The organism is Microcoleus sp. B3-D2 (genome assembly GCF_036705345.1).
GTDB lineage: Bacteria > Cyanobacteriota > Cyanobacteriia > Cyanobacteriales > Microcoleaceae > Microcoleus.
On sequence record NZ_JAUBUG010000091.1, the window covers coordinates 1 to 16,331 of the forward strand.

A 16,331-nucleotide genomic window follows, 5' to 3' on the forward strand; every position below is an offset into this window, starting at 1 on the left:
TTTATTCTCGCTCGCGCGCTCGAAACCTTTCGCGACGCAATATGCACTCGATTATTCAGCAAGCCCTAAATAGTTCCCTAATTCCCTAAATGCCTTCTCGTCTCGCTGCCCAATATATACTCTTACAATTATGAGTCAGACCATTTTTTCTGACATTTTTACAACGGCAACGGGGACAATTCATAGAGAAGGAAGTTAAGAAAGTGGAACTAAATGATTCTACCGGATTTCCATAACTATGCACCGCTACCAAATTATTAAAGCGTTGTGGATTTGAATTGATAAACTTTAAGAAGTTTAAAATTCGAGCTTTGATTAGCTGGCAGTTTCCTACACTTTTAGCATAGTAAGTAGGAAATAGCCGTTTGATTATTGGGCAACAGTTAACAGCAGGATGGAGAAGGTATGGGCGAAACAAACCTTTGAAAACATTTACGCTCTGCTTTTTCAGGTTAATAACTATATCTTATCGATTTGTCCCTTCGCTGCAAGATAATGGTGACGTGGGTCACACATAGCAGGTTAGGGCTTTGTTTAGGCTTTAAATTTGTTTAAGTCTCGTTAACTAGACTCCAGCAGCCCAAAATTGAGCGGCAAACCATCCTGAAATACCAGCAATTCTCCCGGCTGAATTTGCGTCCAAACTTCGTTATCTGTCAGCGGAAAAGTGGCAATAACAGCCACGCGATCGTCCTCGTTGGTCAATTCCCGAAAATCGACAGTTACATCTTCGTCGATCGAGTGAGCGCTAGCAAAAGGTGCTTGTCGCACAATATAATGCAAATTAGTAGAACAGTGGGTGAACAAGTGTTCTCCATCGGAAAGTAAATAATTAAAAATTCCGTGTTCTGCCAAATTTTTAGTAATTTCCTCCAGTACCGGGTAAATTTCGGCTAAAGCAGGCTTACTTTGAGGAAAAGTGGAGCGCAGCTTTTCTAATATCAAACAGAATGCTTTTTCGCTGTCAGTTTTGCCAACAGGTTTGTAAACTCCGGCACATTCTGGATCAAATTTTTCGAGATTTCCGTTGTGAGCAAACACCCAATAACGTCCCCAAAGTTCCCGAATAAAAGGGTGGCAGTTTTCCAGAGCAATTTCGCCTTGGGTAGCTTTGCGGATGTGAGCAATGACGTTAGTTGAATGAATGGGATAGCGACGCACTACTTCTGCAACCGGAGAAGCAATCGCAGGTTTAGAGTCTATAAAAAGGCGACATCCCAAACCTTCAAAGAAAGCAATTCCCCAACCGTCTTGATGAACGTCGGTTTTGCCCCCCCTTGCAGAAAAACCCTCAAAAGAAAAGCAAATATCTGTCGGAACATTGCAGTTCATTCCCAGTAATTGGCACATAGCTTTTAAGTCTCTGGAGTGTGGATCGATCGCGCAGCTATTGGCAGCTACAGATTTGCGGTGATAATATTATAGTATTAAGGGGTTCAATAAGTTAAATATACTTACTATTTTTGCTGGGTCAACGGTAATGATACTGAAGCCAAAAACTTGGCGAGCGCTAAAAAAATCGCTCGTGTTTCCCTCGGAACGATGTTAACCGATAAATCGCTGTACACTTTTTCCCGTGTTGACAGCGAGTATAAAATGTTAGCCGAGATCCGGGAACGAATTGATAGGACTTTGATGGTTTGGCAGCACCGTTTGAAGGCATATAACAATCAGCCGGTCACTCACATCATCAAAAATTAGGGAAAGATTAGTTTGCTTAAATGCTCTGGGAAATGAATCTGGTGTTTATGAATGCTGCTGAAAAAAAACGATATATACTGTATAAAAAGCTAAGCAATGGTGTATTTTGGTTGAGATTATATCCGCCCCCCACACCATTAATATTACTACTTAACTATCCGAGCGAGAGCGAGATGTTTTGATTAAAATTAAAGGCAATGGCATAGGAATGTCTGAGGAAATAATATCGCAGATTTTTGATTTTTCCTTCATTATAAAATCTTTTAAAAAAAACGGGAACCGGATAGTCAATCAGGCGTCACATAGGGGAAGAAACCGAGGACGGCACTTTGACTTGTTCGTCGGTTTTGGGAGAATGAATGCAATTTACGATCGCCCTTCATCTCGAATAGTGCCTCAAGCGTAGCTACCCCGTAGGAAATCACGCTTAATCTCACTTTCTTGGCTTTTTTATCACAAAGTATAAGCAGCAGGAAAAATCATAAGTGCGATCGACAAATTTGGAAAATCCTTAGCAGCTTAATACTAGGATTCGGATTGCAGGCATTATTCAGCATTCCAGCCTTAGCAGAAACTACTGATCCTGAAACAACAGCAAATAGTGCAAATTCGGAAGCTCCAGTTAATGAATGGTATCAATTACCCGCACCGACAAATAATCTAGCGGATAATTTGCGATCGTAATCCCGATCGCAAATTAGTCGAAAAAGCTGACAATGTAGAGGAAACTTCACCGCTAAACCCCACATCGGAGCCGCCCGTACCTATCGCGAGTGAGATAGAAACTCACGTATCCGAAGCCAGCGAAACGCAGCCCGCCCCCATACCCGCATTAGTTGAAGAAAATAAATTAGAAAATCCCCCATTAGTTTACCCTGGTGACAACTCACTAGAACAAGTTACATCAGTTTCCCAACTCAGCGACGTACAGCCCACAGACTGGGCATTTCAAGCACTGCAATCCTTAGTAGAGAAATACGGCTGCATAGCTGGATACCCCGACGGAACCTATCGCGGAAACCGCGCTATAACGCGCTATGAATTTGCAGCCGGAGTCAATGCTTGTTTAGATACAATCCGCGAGTCCATCGCCAAATCAACTGAAAGTCTAGCTAAGCGAGACGACTTAATAAAACTGCAAAAATTGCAAGAAGAATTTGCCGCCGAAATTGCCACAATCCGAGGCAGAGTGGATGTGCTAGAAGCGCGAACTAGCGAACTAGAAGCCAATCAATTTTCGACCACAACTAAACTGTCGGGATTCACAATTTTTGGAATACAATGGCGCACGCCGAACCGTGCGGATCTGACTCCCAGAGACGGCAAAAGGGATACCAAAGACCCCGGTACAAATGTCAACTGGATCAACTTCACTCAATTATATTTAACCACTCAATTTAGTCCTCGCAGTAACTTATTAATCGGTTTTTACAACCAGAAAGGAAGCAATTCACCACAATTAACCGAAGACGTAAACGTTGCTTATAATTTAGGTGAAACTCCTGGATTTACTATCAGCGACCTCAACTACCGCTTTCTGGTCGGTGACAAATTGGCAGTGTTTGCAGGGACAGCAGGAGTTAACATGATTACCGCTTTTCGAGGGCCGAATCGGGCAGAAAGTGCAGCTTCGGGCCCCCTTTCTGGCTTCGCCCAAAGAAACCCAATTTTGAACACTGGTTTGGGTTTAGGCGGCATCGGCATTGACTGGCAATTTGCGAAGCGAGCCAGTTTGCAAGCAGTTTATTCAACTAACATTTCTGGATTTTTTGTCAGTTCTAACGGGTCTAAAGGACACAATACATTGGGTGTACAACTAACTTTGACACCAGCCGATCCAGTTGATTTTACTATCTATTATGTTAACGATTACTCGCCCGACGGAAATCTGATTAGTTTGGCAGGAGATAGCCAACTGACTGCTATCAATTCTAACACAAGTAAGTCCGCTTCTCTGCAAACAAATGCAGTGGGAGCAAGTTTAAATTGGCGCCTTTCATCGCGAGTTTCTCTGGGAGGTTGGGCTGGTTATACTAATTCTCGCATTCCGGGTAAATCTGGTACGGTAGCAACTACAAATTATATGGTTTTTGTAAATTTCCCAGATTTGTTTAAAGCCGGAAATTTAGGAGGAATTTATATCGGGCAACCGCCTAAAATTGTCAGCAGCAATTTACCTACAGGCAATAACGTTCCTGATTTTTTAGATACGGGTTTAGGGCGATCGGGCGGGCAACCCGGAACCACTACTCATGTAGAGGTATTCTACCGTTGGCAGGTCAATGATAATATCAGCGTCACCCCTGGATTGATCTTGATTTTTCAACCCGGTCACACTCCCGATAGCGACCCGATCTCAGTTGGCGTATTGAGAACTTCATTCTCCTTTTAAGAGTTTAATCCTGTGGGGCCGGGTTTAGTAGAGCGATCGCGAATTGCAAACAATTTTGGTGAACTCGACCCCGAGGAAGGGCCAACAAGAAAATTTAATTTTGTGGAACAGGCATCCTGCCTGTTAAGCGAGAAAGGTGTTCTTCGGTCAGCAGACAGTGATTAAAACCCCAGCGGGATTTCCTAAGATTTTTTCTCAGTAAAAACCCGCTATCTTTACTGAAACTTTATATTGAGTAGTAATTTCCCCGTTTTTATCTTTTTTTCCTACATACAAATACCTAATTATTAAGTTTAAAAAAATACGCAGAAACACGCTTGGAATATAAGTTTTCCTAACTTAATCTATTATTAGGAGCATTACTAATAGTTCATTAAGTTTAGGTTTAGATAAATATGATTAAATCAACAGGCTATCTTGGGTTTCTGAGCTTTGCTGTAATTTCTGCTATGACTGCCTATCCGTGTCAGGCACAAACCACTGTCAAATCGCAGACAAATGTAAATGCAACACAGGAGATTACAATTACCGAGTCACCAAATCTTGCTAACACTTCTGCCAGCCCTCTCTGGAAAAATCCTAACATTTCTAAATCTTTTACCGTCTCAGAATTGAATAGCACATCTCTTAACTCTCGTTCTCCTATAACAACTCCTCAAAATCAATCTGCACGCACAAATCCATTAGGATGTCGATTTTTTGATACTCCTTCAATGCAGCAATAAATGTTCCTGCATCTCTTGATAAATAAAATATCAGAGCTGAATAGAGGGTGATCGTTTTTTAGGATCGCGCTCTATTTGCGCGATAGCACTTCCTAAGAAAATTATATGTAGTAAAAAGGATTGATGAAATTAACTCTAGTTTAAATATTATCGGGGAAAGTCTGAAAGTTGTTTGATACCCTTCAAAACTATTTGAGGCTTCCCTTTGTACTGTTCTACTTTCCCGCTGACATACACATATCCCCGTCCCAGACCCGCATAACGCTTTTCGATTAGCCGCTTCAAGGGAGCTCTTTCATCAGTTTCAGCATCTGGTATCCACAAATCTAATTTATGATACACTGAACCAGCATAAATTAGAGCGCTCCCGCCGATCCATTTAGTAATTCCCGCCTGCAAATCGCAGAAAATAGTAATAGATTTAGCTCTCTCAGAAGCCGCTAATATTTTCTGGTAGTGCAACCTCAAAGAAAGCGCTCCTGCCGTTGCTTCCGACAACCGAAACTCTTCAACAATTGAGGCTCGCATCGACCACCAAGGCAGTAAATTAGCATAGTTACGAGAGGGGATTTTGGCATTGATAATCGGATTCCAAATCATCAGATTGTAAGCTTTTGCTGCCGATTCTGCCTCAGTCATTTTGCGGTGATACAATCTCGATCGCCCGTATTTCACAAAGTAGGGACTCCAGCCTTCTGCAATCAGTTTCAGATTATAATTTTCTCCCTCTTTATGCACGTAACAGAGGAGACGCCCGTAGTTATCGCGGTGTTTTTCCACCGCAATTTCTATTGGGTCATCTGTATCAAATTCTATGTCAACTGTAGCAAGTCCGCCATCTGCTGTGCCGAAGTATTTTTTAGCCATTTCCGAAGCTGCTTTACCCGCCGCAGTTATAGGTTTGGAGCCTCCCGAATGACTTTCTTCTGTATCGACGCAAATCAGGCGCAGAGACTCGGTTTTTCCGTTGAGAAAAATTTTGATGCTGTCGCCATCAACTACTTTAGTTATTTGCAGGTTCGGAATTCTGGTTGCCATATTTTGAACCCTGTTGCATTTGAGATTTCATGCAGGTATCGCTTGGATTATACACGAGTTCGTTATCGCGAGCAACTGGAATTTTTGTTTTTTATATTAAAATTTGCCCACAGTCGCGTATTTTATCAAATCGGGAAAAAAATCCCGAAAATCCGATTCTAAGCGTTGATAGTTAGCTGTCAAATCTTCTATGCCACTTGCCAAGTTATTTGTGCGTTTGAGTCGCGCCGACATTCTTGTAAGAGTGATGCCGATTTCGGCAATTTCCTGATAAGATGAAAGCAAGTCGCGGGCAATTATTGTGGGCAGCACCCGCTGGAGAGAGTCAGGTAATATATCGCGGTTGTCTTGCAGGATTTTATAGACATCCTGAGAAAAATCCCGGAGCGGAATTTCTGAATATTCCAGCCAATTTTTAGCTAAGAAGTGGTCGTAAAACACGTCAATCAAAACTCCAGCAAACCTTCGTCTCTGTGAAGAAACAAGGCTTTTACTCGATCGCACTATTGGGTGAGAGTCCGTGTAGCTATCTACTTTGCGGTGCAAATCAATGCCCTTTCTAATTTCCTCGGGATAAAGGTTGACGGCCGTTCCTTTGACAAAATCTCCTAAGAGGTTGCCAATCAGGGATTCTGGCGTGCCTTCTGATAAGAATAGATGAGCCAAATAATTCATTGCTACAGTAAAAATATCTAAGATAGCATAAGGAGAAAGAATAATGGCTATTGTGGAATGTGTAAAACCGGGTGCTAAACTCGGTCAAATTATTCTTGCGGCCGCTCTTACTGTTCTCGCTGCTGTCGATCGCGTTTTGGCAAAAATTCAAGACTTGGGATATGACCCAGAAATTCGTCATGTCAACTATCCGTCTGGAGTTCACGTCTTGGCAATTCTCAAAGACGAACAGCACAAGCAAGCAGTTGATGATGACTACTTGGTGGAGGATTGGCTACAGACTAAGGTCTGAAATTAACGCCGATGCCGTTCATCTGTGGCGCGGCAAATAAGCTGTTTTTGGTATATCCGTAAATCTTGGATAACAAAAGAACCATTGCCTAACTGTAGTAAGCAGGCGATCGCTCCACCCACGTTCAAATATTCCTTGCGATCGATTGATGCTCGATCGTTTCACAATAGAACCTTAAATCTTTGTAAACCAATTAGCATCCACTTCCACAGACTCAATCATTTTTATCTTGACACCAAGCCCCAATTCTTTTAGTCGTTGAACTAACTGCTCACCATCAATCAAATCTATTGGGGGTGCGCCATCTCGTGTTGCTTCTTTGACAGCATCTCTGGTAAATGTCCCAGTTGTAATGAATAAACCTTTGTCGGTTCGTCCCTGCATTGCCCCACGGAAGTCTCTAATTTGACTAGCCGTAACAGAACCCTGATAGCGCTTGCACTGAAACAGAACATGAAAGCTCAAGAAACCACTAATACGGGCAATACCTACACCATCAATTCCACCATCGGCGGACTTACCTGTAACCTGTACTTGTATAAAGCCTGATTCACGTAGTAGGCGCTGTGCCAAACGCTCAAATGCAGAAGGTTCTAGTGATAGCAGTATTTGATGAAGCTGTTGATGCCATGCAACTTCTTCTAAAGTTTCAACAGCTTCAACATTTTCGTTTAAATTATCTGGCTGCATCACCTTTTTCTTGTCCGTATCTCGAACAACCTTGACAATTTCTTTTGCATCCAGAATATCAAAATTTATAGATGTTGAAACTAAAGACCACACGCCACGTGCCGAATTTTGTAAAAGCCCGTATTTCTTCAAGTAAGTACGACTCCAACCAAGTCGATACTCAACCGCACTCTGGGATTTGTTGCCATGTGGGATATCCAGCACCTCGTCAGGTAAGTTGAGAATCTTCGCTACTCGGTCATAAATCTCTTCAGTAGTTCCAGATCCACCAAGCATTTGTAGAGCCTGAATTGTGGGCAAGAGCATTGAGTCAAATGTAGGGATTGAATGGGTAGCTCTGTTCATCTGAAAACCGTTGAGATAATTTGCAAAACACTGCTTTTTTAATGATAAACTGAGCGCATTTTAAATAATAAACTGAGCGCATAAAAATACTGACGGCTTTTTTGCTGCTACCGTCATACATAATTTGCTAAATTGCGATCGGCTATATCTCTCGACGGAACGCTCTAATAGCTTCCCCCGGATCAGTTTCAGCCATCAAAATACAGCGTTTCATCAAATCGAGATCGAGGTTATTGAGTCCGGGTAGCTGACTGCGATCGCTATTTTCATAGCTACCATCTTGGAGATGATATATCTTCAGTAATCCATCTTCCCAAAACCACACCTCTGGAACACCCAAAGCTTTATAGCGCTCTAACTTACTGATTCCTCCACTGGTAAAGACAACTTCGATCGACAAATCGGGAATTGGTTTTACACTCCCAATGTAGTAGGATTCGTCTGCTTGCACAGAGACAACTCCCGATCTTTCCTGCGTCATTGCCCCTGTGGGCTTGAAGAAAATTCCCTGTTCGACGAGAAAGGTAGTCACTAAGTAACCGATAACATGAGCAAAAGTTTCGTGGTCTTCTCCAGGCATCAGAATCTCGATCGTCCCATCATAGTAAAATAGTCGCACTCTAGGGGAGCCTTCAAAGCCTTTTTGGATAAATTTAAACCGTTCCCACATTCCATGATGAACAATTCGCTGATCTGTGGTTTTGCTAAGTAGTGGAGGCATCGCGCTCAGATCCAGTCCAGAAGTTATCTTGATTGTAGCTCATATTTAACAATTAAACCGCAGATGAACACGGGCCAAATTACATCCGCGTTCATCTGTGTTTATCTGCCTACATCTGCGGTTACAAAATACCCCTACGAACCTCCCCGCAACTTATCCAAAACCGTCCGGTCTTCCAAAGTCGAAGTATCCCCAGAAACCTCTTGTCCCGCAGCCAAAGAACGCAGCAAACGCCGCATAATCTTCCCGCTTCGAGTCTTCGGCAAAGCATCGGTAAATCGAATTTCGCCGGGACGGGCGATCGCCCCAATTTCCTTAACAACGTGCTGCTTCAATTCCTTAGCCAATTCATCGCTAGGTTGCTGCGAGTTGTCCAGCGTGACAAAAGCCACAATGTCCTCACCTTTAATCTCATCCGGTTTACCAACAACCGCAGCTTCCGCCACCGCTGGATGCGATACCAAAGCTGACTCGACTTCCATTGTGCCGAGTCGGTGTCCGGCCACATTAATTACATCGTCAACGCGGCCCATTACCCAGAAATAACCGTCTTTGTCTTTGTGCGCGCCGTCCCCTGCAAAGTACACAAATTCGCCATCTTTCGGGTGCAAATATTCCCAATAGGTGCGGCGAAAACGGTCTGGATCGTTGTAAAGTGTACGCATCATTCCCGGCCAAGGATGTTTCACCACTAAATAACCGCCGCTTTCGTTAGTTACTGGTTCGCCATCTTGGTCAACAACATCAGCCACAATTCCGGGGAACGGTAGAGTTGCAGAACCGGGTTTTGTAGGAATGGCACCGGGCAAAGCGGTAATCATAATTCCCCCGGTTTCTGTTTGCCACCAAGTATCCACGATCGGACAATTCGAGTTGCCAATTACGCGCTGATACCACATCCAAGCTTCGGGATTGATCGGTTCGCCGACGGTTCCTAACAATCGTAAAGAGGACAAATTGCGCGCGTTGGGCAAGTGTTCGCCCATTTTCATGAATGTTCTGATCGCAGTGGGTGCAGTGTAGAAAACGGTGACGCCGTATTTTTCGATCACATCCCAAAAACAGCCTGGGTTGGACGCGCGGGGCGCACCTTCGTACATGATTGTGGTAGCGCCGTTGGAAAGCGGGCCGTAGATTATGTAACTGTGGCCTGTAATCCAGCCTACGTCTGCGGTGCACCAGTAGACATCGGTATCTTGGAGGTCGAAGATCCACTTGGTTGTCATGTGGGTGTAAAGGTTGTAGCCACCTGTGGTGTGGACGACTCCTTTCGGTTTTCCGGTACTGCCGCTGGTGTAGAGTACGAAGAGCATATCTTCGCTGTCCATCGGTTCGGCGGGGCAGTCGGCGGAGGCGTCTTTTTGCAAGTCGTGCCACCAAAGATCGCGCCCGGGTTCCATGTGCACTTCCTGTTTGGTACGCTGGACGACGAGAACGTTGGTAACGCTGGGTGTGACGTTGTTGGCGAGGGCTTTGTCTACTTGTTCTTTGAGGCCAACTGCTGCATCTTTGCGGAAGCCACCGTCAGCGGTGATGACGAGTTTTGCTTCGCCGTCGTTAAGCCGATCGCGCAAAGCTTCTGCACTAAATCCGCCAAAAACAACGCTGTGTACTGCACCGATTCTGGCGCAGGCTAGCATGGCGATCGCAGCTTCGGGAATCATGGGCATATAAATGCCGACGCGATCGCCCTTTTGGACTCCCAATTGTTTGATGACGTTCGCCATTTGGCAGACTTCGCGGTGGAGTTGCGCGTAGGTGAGGGTGCGGGAGTCTCCGGGTTCGCCTTCCCAAATCAGGGCGGCTTTATTTTTGCGCCAAGTGGTTAAGTGGCGATCGAGACAATTGTAAGAAATATTAATTTTACCGTTGACAAACCATTTAGCAAAAGGCGGCTGCCAGTCGAGGACGGTATCCCAGTTTTGGAACCAGTGCAATTCTTGGGTGGCGAGTTCTGCCCAGAATGCTTGGGGGTCAGCTTTGGCTTTGTCGTAGAGGGCTTGGTACTCTTGTAGGCTTTTGATGTGAGCTTTTTGGGAGAATTCAGCGGGCGGCTGAAATAGCCGTTTTTCTTGCAGAATTGATTCGATGGTATCTTGTGACATTGCTTTTAACTTTAACTTCGGTTAGTCTTTGTAACTATTGTTTGCATAAGTTGGGGCCGAAGTATGTTTATTTTCCTTAAGACTTTGGGAAATTTTGTAATAGGTTGAGAGGTTGTTCTTTTTTTGATCGCCGAGGAATGCCGATTAACGCAGATGAAGAGGATTTTTTAGCCTATTTAATGCTTAATTATTCTGAGTAATTATTGTGTTACAAGTTTTTAAATTGGACTTTCTTGTAAATTAGATCAGCTATAATTAGGTAGTTAGTTAAATTTAATTAAATGAAAAGTATGACGCAAAATTTAGAAGCAAGCCAACTTTCTCTAAACGACGTTCGCCGCATTCTCAAATTGGAAGAGCGAGAAGGAGACGCCTTCACCGATTTTTTCTCTTTGGAACCGCTGTCAGAATTAGAACAGCAGGAAATATTAAAAATTAGAACGGACTTTCGACGCTACTTATCCGCAGGAAAAGTTTCAGAAGAACTCGTTAAATTTTTAGTGCTTTCACCGTTAATGAGATTAGCAGGATTTTTTGATATTCCGATCGTGCTGACAATGGAAGATAGCATCCCGATCGAGGTTGAGGATGGGGATACTTTAATTAAAGGGCGCTTGGATGTTTTAGCCGTAAATCAGCCGGATGCAGAACTCGCGGCGGCACAGTTTTGGATTTTGGTCGTGGAGGCGAAAAATAGTGCGATCGCACCTTTGACTGGTTTGCCGCAACTCCTGGCTTATACTTATAAAAGTTTGCAGCAGCAATCGTCTGTTTGGGGATTGACGACGAATGGTGAAAGTTATCGGTTTGTGCGGGTGACGCGCGGAAATCCTTGCACTTATCAGATTTTACCGGAATTGAATTTGATGGACAAAGAGCGATCGCTCTTGTTGGCCCAAGTCTTGAAAGCTATTTGCAAGTTGCAGAATGTGCAGTTGCAGGTGGCTTAACAAGGGCGATCGCATCCCATGTTATGGTGATGGTGGAGTCCTGTGCTCGATCGGTGGATTTGGCGGTTGTTGGGTATTTTGAGGGGTGATGTACGTTGTTGCTAACGAAATTAGGGCGATCGCGATCGGTACTACAACTTTCTCGATCGACCACTTGATGTTGGAATTGTCAGATTTTTTCACTTGATTTACCTTTTTAGCTGATGTAGTCTTGTTCTGGTGCAGCCGTTTTAAATTTTTCATTTAGTTAATTCCCCTATCTACAATTTCGATAATAAACTAACTTTCTTACTATTATTTGATTGATAAATAAATTCAACAAAGTTGTCACTTGCCGGGGAATTACCAATTTTTTTGACAAGGGAGTTGAAGGGTTTGTGAAAAAATCTTCACAAATTAGCTGGTGTTTGTAAATTTGTGAAATTAAACTGGCTATCGGGGCGGAAGCTGACAACTGTGGTAAATTAGTAAGAGTGGTAGGTAAAGCGCTAAGGCAGGTATGCGGATGATGGAACGAAAAGAGTTTGACACCATTTATCCAACAGGGCTAACACCAAAACAGCATGAGGTACTAAAGCTGTTTTTGCAAGGGAAGTCAGACGAAGATATCGCTAAATCATTATACGTCACAAAATCAGATGTCAGACACCATATTTCAGAGATTTGCAAGTTATTTGGTTTTAAAAATAAAGCGGGCGAACGTTTCCGACAGCGGAAGGAATTAATCCCGCTATTTGCCACGTATAAACCTGAATTAGTTAGCGATAAATTAAAAGCAACTTGTGAAAGTTCCCCTGACAATCCAGAACAAGTTGAATTCTACTATGTAGAGCGCGATTGCGAGCATAAATGTTATGATAAAATTTTAGAAAAGGGAGCGCTCATTCGGATTAAAGCTCCTCAAAAAATGGGCAAGACTTTACTGGTGGATAAAATTCTAGATCGCGCATCGCAAGAAGGTTACAAAACAGCACTCCTCAGTTTTGAGGAAGCTGACAGTGAAGTTTTGGGAGATTACCGGAAATTATTGCAGTGGTTGTGTGTTACTCTGGGCGACTTACTGGAGTTGGAGAATAAATTAGGGGAACATTGGGATGACTCTTTAGGGGGTATTAACCCTAATGTCACTAAATATTTAGAAAGGTATTTATTCAAAGATTTTTCTCAACCTTTGGTACTGGTATTAGAGAAAGTAGACCTGGTTTTTGAGCAAGCTACTTTTAATGTTGATTTTTGTCGCTTACTGCGTGGGTGGAATGATGCAGCTAAAAGGAATGATCGCCGCAGTGCAATCTGGCAAAAAATCCGGTTAATTGTCGTTCACGCTACAGAAGTTTACAGTTCTCTTGATATTAACTCATCCCCTTTGGCGGGTGTTGGGTTGACTGTACCTTTGCCAGATTTTACCCCGGAAAAAGTGCAGCAGTTAGCGGGGCAGTATCGACACAATTGGCTGAGTACAGACGAGATTCAACAACTTATGCTAATGTTTGGTGGTTATCCTTATCTGGTGCAAACGGCTTTTGCTTACCTGCAAACTCCTCAATCTTCTCTGAGTAAGCTTTTGGAAATTTCACCTACTGAACAAAGTCCCTTTATTAATCACTTGCGAGAACTTTTAGGTAAGCTCAAACTCAGTCCCGAACTCGCAAACGTTTACCGAGAAGTCGTAACTAAAAATCAACCTATCAGCCTGGAAAGTCATCAAATATTTAAGTTAGAAAGTATGGGATTGGTGCGAGTGGAACATAATGATTGTTTTCCCCGCTGCGATTTGTACCGTCAATATTTCTCCGTGCGTCTATGACTTATCAGTATATAGCTGAATCAACTCTCCCAGAAGATACCCAAACCTATGTAACGCGAGAAGCTGATAGTCAGCTTTATCAAGCGTTGCTGGAAGGTAAACTCTGTTATGTTTTCAATTCTCGCAAAATAGGTAAGTCTAGCTTAGCACTTCAAACTATCAAGCGACTGCGAGCCGAAGGCATTGTATCGGTTTTTATTGACTTGTCTGGCGACGAGACGAAGTTAGAGCATCCCGAACAGTGGTATGCTAATATCCTTGATACTTTTGCTTATGAATTAGACCTTGATGTTAATTTAAAAAGCTGGTTGGAGGAACGAAATTGGCTGTCTCCCTTGCGTAGATTTCGGGAGTTTATTGAATCCGTGATGCTGTCGCAAGTTCCCGAAAACATAGTTATTTTTATTGATGAAATAGATAGCGTTCTCAGTTTAAATTTTTCGGCAGACGATCTATTTGCTTTTATCAGAAGCTGCTACAATCGCCGTACCCAAAATGCAGACTACAATCGCATTACCTTTTGTCTGTTGGGCGTCGCAACACCTTCAGATTTGATTCAAGATAAAAAGCGCACGCCCTTTAATATCGGTCAAGCCATTGAATTAAAAGGTTTTACTCAGGAACAAGCTGCACCTTTAGCGAAAGGCTTAGAAGGAAAAGTCGATCGTCCCATTCAGGTTTTAAATGAGATTTTAGACTGGACGGGCGGACAGCCTTTTTTGACTCAAAAACTTTGTAAAATTGTCCTAGAACAAGCAGAAACCAGCAATCCTGACATTGCCGAACTGGTACAAGCTTACATTATTAACAATTGGGAAGAGAACGACAATCCCGAACACCTCGGAACAATTCGCGATCGCATCCTCAGCAACCAACAGCGTACCAGCCAACTCCTCGGCATCTATCAGCAAATTATTACCCCCCCTAACCCCCCCTTGCTAAGGGGGGGGAAAGATAGCACTAATAACCCCCCCTTGCTAAGGGGGGGAAAAGATAGCACTAATTCTTCTTTAATAAGGGGTGAGAAAGATAGCTCTAATCCTCCCTTAGCAGAGGAGGAAAAAGACAATCTTACTCCCCCCCTTGCTAAGGGGGGGCTGGGGGGGGTCGCCGCGAATAACAGTCCCGACCAAATGGAGTTACAGTTATCGGGGTTAGTTGTTAAAAAACACGGTCAACTGCAAGTTTACAACCGTATTTATCGAGAAATATTTAACCTTGATTGGGTACAGCAAGAATTAGCGAAACTCCGCCCCTACCAGGAAAACTTCGCTGCTTGGATTGCCTCAAATCGTCAAGATACTTCCCGACTGTTGCGCGGCAAAGCGTTGGATGATGCGTTGCAGTGGAAAGTGGGGAAACGTTTGAGCGATCAGGATAATGATTTTTTAGATGCCTGTCAAGCTGATGAACGGCAAGAACTGAAGAAAAGTAATGAATCATTAAGAGAATTCCGTAAACAATTCAGGGAAATTTTCCAAATCGAAGAAGCTGGACGCATGGCCTTAAAGCTTTTTCAGTCGGATGGAAAGCAAAGAGAAGCCTTGCGGGCAGCTATCAAAGCAGGAGAAGGTTTAAAGAAATGGATACCCGATAATCCCCCGCTTTCCGAATATCCCGTTACCAATTCTCTGTTAGTTTTGCAGATGATTCTTGCTAAAATCCGCGAAGGGTGCCCGTTTGCCGGACATGATGGCTGGGTATTGAGTGTCAGTTTTAGCCCCACAGGAGATAGGATCGCTACTGCCTCACATGACAAAACCGCGAAATTGTGGGACTTGCAGGGCAACTGCTTGGTAACATTCACCGGACATAATGACTCGGTAACAAGTGTCTGTTTTAGCCCCACAGGAGATAGGATCGCTACTGCCTCATGTGACAAAACTGCCAAATTGTGGGGCTTGCAGGGCAATTGCTTGGTAACATTCACCGGACATAATCACTGGGTAACAAGTGTCTGTTTTAGCCCCACAGGAGATAGGATCGCTACTGCCTCCTATGACAAAACTGTGAAATTGTGGGACGGGCAAGGCAACAGCTTGGTAACATTCACCGGACATAATGACTCGGTAACAAGTGTCTGTTTTAGCCCCACAGGAGATAGGATCGCTACTGCCTCATGTGACAAAACTGCCAAATTGTGGGACTTGCAGAGCAATTGCTTGGTAACATTCACCGGACATGATGACTCGGTAAGGAGTGTCAATTGTAGCCCCACAGGAGATGCGATCGCTACTGGCTCAAATGACGGCACCGCCAAATTGTGGGACTTGCAGGGCAACTGCAAGGTAACATTCACCGGACCTAATGACTGGGTAACAAGTGTGTGTTTTAGCCCCACAGGAGATAGGATCGCTACTGCCTTAATTGACAAAACTGTGAAATTGTGGGACTTGCAAGGCAACTGCAAGGTAACATTCACCGGACATAATGACTCGGTAACAAGTGTGTGTTTTAGCCCCACAGGAGATAGGATCGCTACTGCCTCCATTGACAAAACTGTGAAATTGTGGGACTGGCAAGGCAACAGCTTGGTAACATTCACCGGCCATAATGACTGGGTAACAAGTGTGTGTTTTAGCCCCACAGGAGATAGGATCGCCACTGCCTCATCTGACAAAACAGCCAAATTGTGGGACTTGCAGGGCAACAGCTTGGTAACATTCACCGGACATAATGGCTGGGTAAGAAGTGTCAGTTTTAGCCCGAATGGAGAGGCGATCGCTACTGCCTCATCTGACAAAACTGCCAAATTGTGGGACTTGCAAGGCAACTGCAAGGTAACATTCACCGGACATAATAACTCGGTATGGAGTGTCAGTTTTAGCCCGAATGGAGAGGCGATCGCTACTGCCTCATCTGACAAAACTGCCAAATTGTGGGACTTGCA

General features: G+C 43.8%; 14 protein-coding genes. 7 read left to right on the forward strand and 7 right to left on the reverse strand.

Features of this window, described 5'->3' with window-relative positions:
- Positions 1–561 precede the first annotated feature (561 nt).
- Positions 562–1,350: a class II glutamine amidotransferase gene (locus QUB14_RS25085; RefSeq protein ID WP_333220363.1), complete on the reverse strand. Its 789-nt coding sequence runs from the start codon at positions 1,348–1,350 to the stop codon at positions 562–564.
- Between the two features lie 888 nt (positions 1,351–2,238).
- Between QUB14_RS25085 and QUB14_RS25090 the strand changes: the two genes are divergently transcribed.
- From QUB14_RS25090 to QUB14_RS25100, 3 genes are all read left to right on the forward strand, one after another.
- On the forward strand, positions 2,239–2,385 hold the full coding sequence (locus tag QUB14_RS25090; RefSeq protein WP_333220365.1) for a hypothetical protein: 147 nt from the start codon (positions 2,239–2,241) through the stop codon (positions 2,383–2,385).
- 271 nt (positions 2,386–2,656) lie between these two features.
- Positions 2,657–4,093, forward strand: a complete 1,437-nt coding sequence (locus QUB14_RS25095; protein WP_333220396.1) for an iron uptake porin — start codon at positions 2,657–2,659, stop codon at positions 4,091–4,093.
- Positions 4,094–4,488: 395 nt separating this feature from the next.
- Positions 4,489–4,818: a hypothetical protein gene (locus QUB14_RS25100; protein WP_333220367.1), complete on the forward strand. Its 330-nt coding sequence runs from the start codon at positions 4,489–4,491 to the stop codon at positions 4,816–4,818.
- Between the two features lie 147 nt (positions 4,819–4,965).
- On the opposite strand, the gene QUB14_RS25105 is transcribed toward QUB14_RS25100, so the two are convergent.
- Together QUB14_RS25105 and QUB14_RS25110 are read right to left on the reverse strand one after the other, a co-directional pair.
- A complete protein-coding gene (locus QUB14_RS25105; protein WP_333220368.1) occupies positions 4,966–5,856 on the reverse strand; it encodes a thermonuclease family protein in 891 nt (296 codons plus the stop codon).
- Positions 5,857–5,952: 96 nt separating this feature from the next.
- A complete protein-coding gene (locus QUB14_RS25110; RefSeq protein ID WP_333220370.1) occupies positions 5,953–6,531 on the reverse strand; it encodes an ACP phosphodiesterase in 579 nt (192 codons plus the stop codon).
- A 43-nt stretch (positions 6,532–6,574) separates the two neighbouring features.
- Between QUB14_RS25110 and QUB14_RS25115 the strand changes: the two genes are divergently transcribed.
- Entirely contained in the window at positions 6,575–6,823 is a 249-nt protein-coding gene (locus QUB14_RS25115) for a hypothetical protein (protein WP_333220372.1), read from the forward strand.
- Positions 6,824–6,997: 174 nt separating this feature from the next.
- Here the strand turns inward: QUB14_RS25115 and QUB14_RS25120 are convergent, their stop codons facing one another.
- The 3 genes from QUB14_RS25120 to acs all read right to left on the reverse strand — a co-directional run bounded on the left by QUB14_RS25120 (position 6,998) and on the right by acs (position 10,684).
- Complete coding sequence (locus QUB14_RS25120) at positions 6,998–7,858, reverse strand: restriction endonuclease (RefSeq protein ID WP_333220374.1); 861 nt, start codon at positions 7,856–7,858, stop codon at positions 6,998–7,000.
- A gap of 142 nt (positions 7,859–8,000) precedes the next feature.
- A complete protein-coding gene (locus QUB14_RS25125; RefSeq protein WP_333220376.1) occupies positions 8,001–8,579 on the reverse strand; it encodes a Uma2 family endonuclease in 579 nt (192 codons plus the stop codon).
- 134 nt (positions 8,580–8,713) lie between these two features.
- Complete coding sequence (gene acs / locus QUB14_RS25130; protein ID WP_333220378.1) at positions 8,714–10,684, reverse strand: acetate--CoA ligase; 1,971 nt, start codon at positions 10,682–10,684, stop codon at positions 8,714–8,716.
- A gap of 290 nt (positions 10,685–10,974) precedes the next feature.
- Here acs and QUB14_RS25135 point away from each other — a divergent pair, with 290 nt between their 5' ends.
- Entirely contained in the window at positions 10,975–11,634 is a 660-nt protein-coding gene (locus QUB14_RS25135) for a restriction endonuclease subunit R (protein ID WP_333220380.1), read from the forward strand.
- 21 nt (positions 11,635–11,655) lie between these two features.
- Here QUB14_RS25135 and QUB14_RS25140 read toward each other — a convergent pair whose 3' ends face one another.
- Positions 11,656–11,877, reverse strand: a complete 222-nt coding sequence (locus tag QUB14_RS25140; protein ID WP_333220382.1) for a hypothetical protein — start codon at positions 11,875–11,877, stop codon at positions 11,656–11,658.
- A 262-nt stretch (positions 11,878–12,139) separates the two neighbouring features.
- Here QUB14_RS25140 and QUB14_RS25145 point away from each other — a divergent pair, with 262 nt between their 5' ends.
- On the forward strand, positions 12,140–13,441 hold the full coding sequence (locus tag QUB14_RS25145; RefSeq protein ID WP_333220384.1) for an AAA-like domain-containing protein: 1,302 nt from the start codon (positions 12,140–12,142) through the stop codon (positions 13,439–13,441).
- Positions 13,438–16,331, forward strand: a 2,894-nt coding sequence (locus QUB14_RS25150) for an AAA-like domain-containing protein (RefSeq protein WP_333220386.1), incomplete at its 3' end; no start/stop codon positions are given. The genes QUB14_RS25145 and QUB14_RS25150, both read left to right, overlap by 4 nt.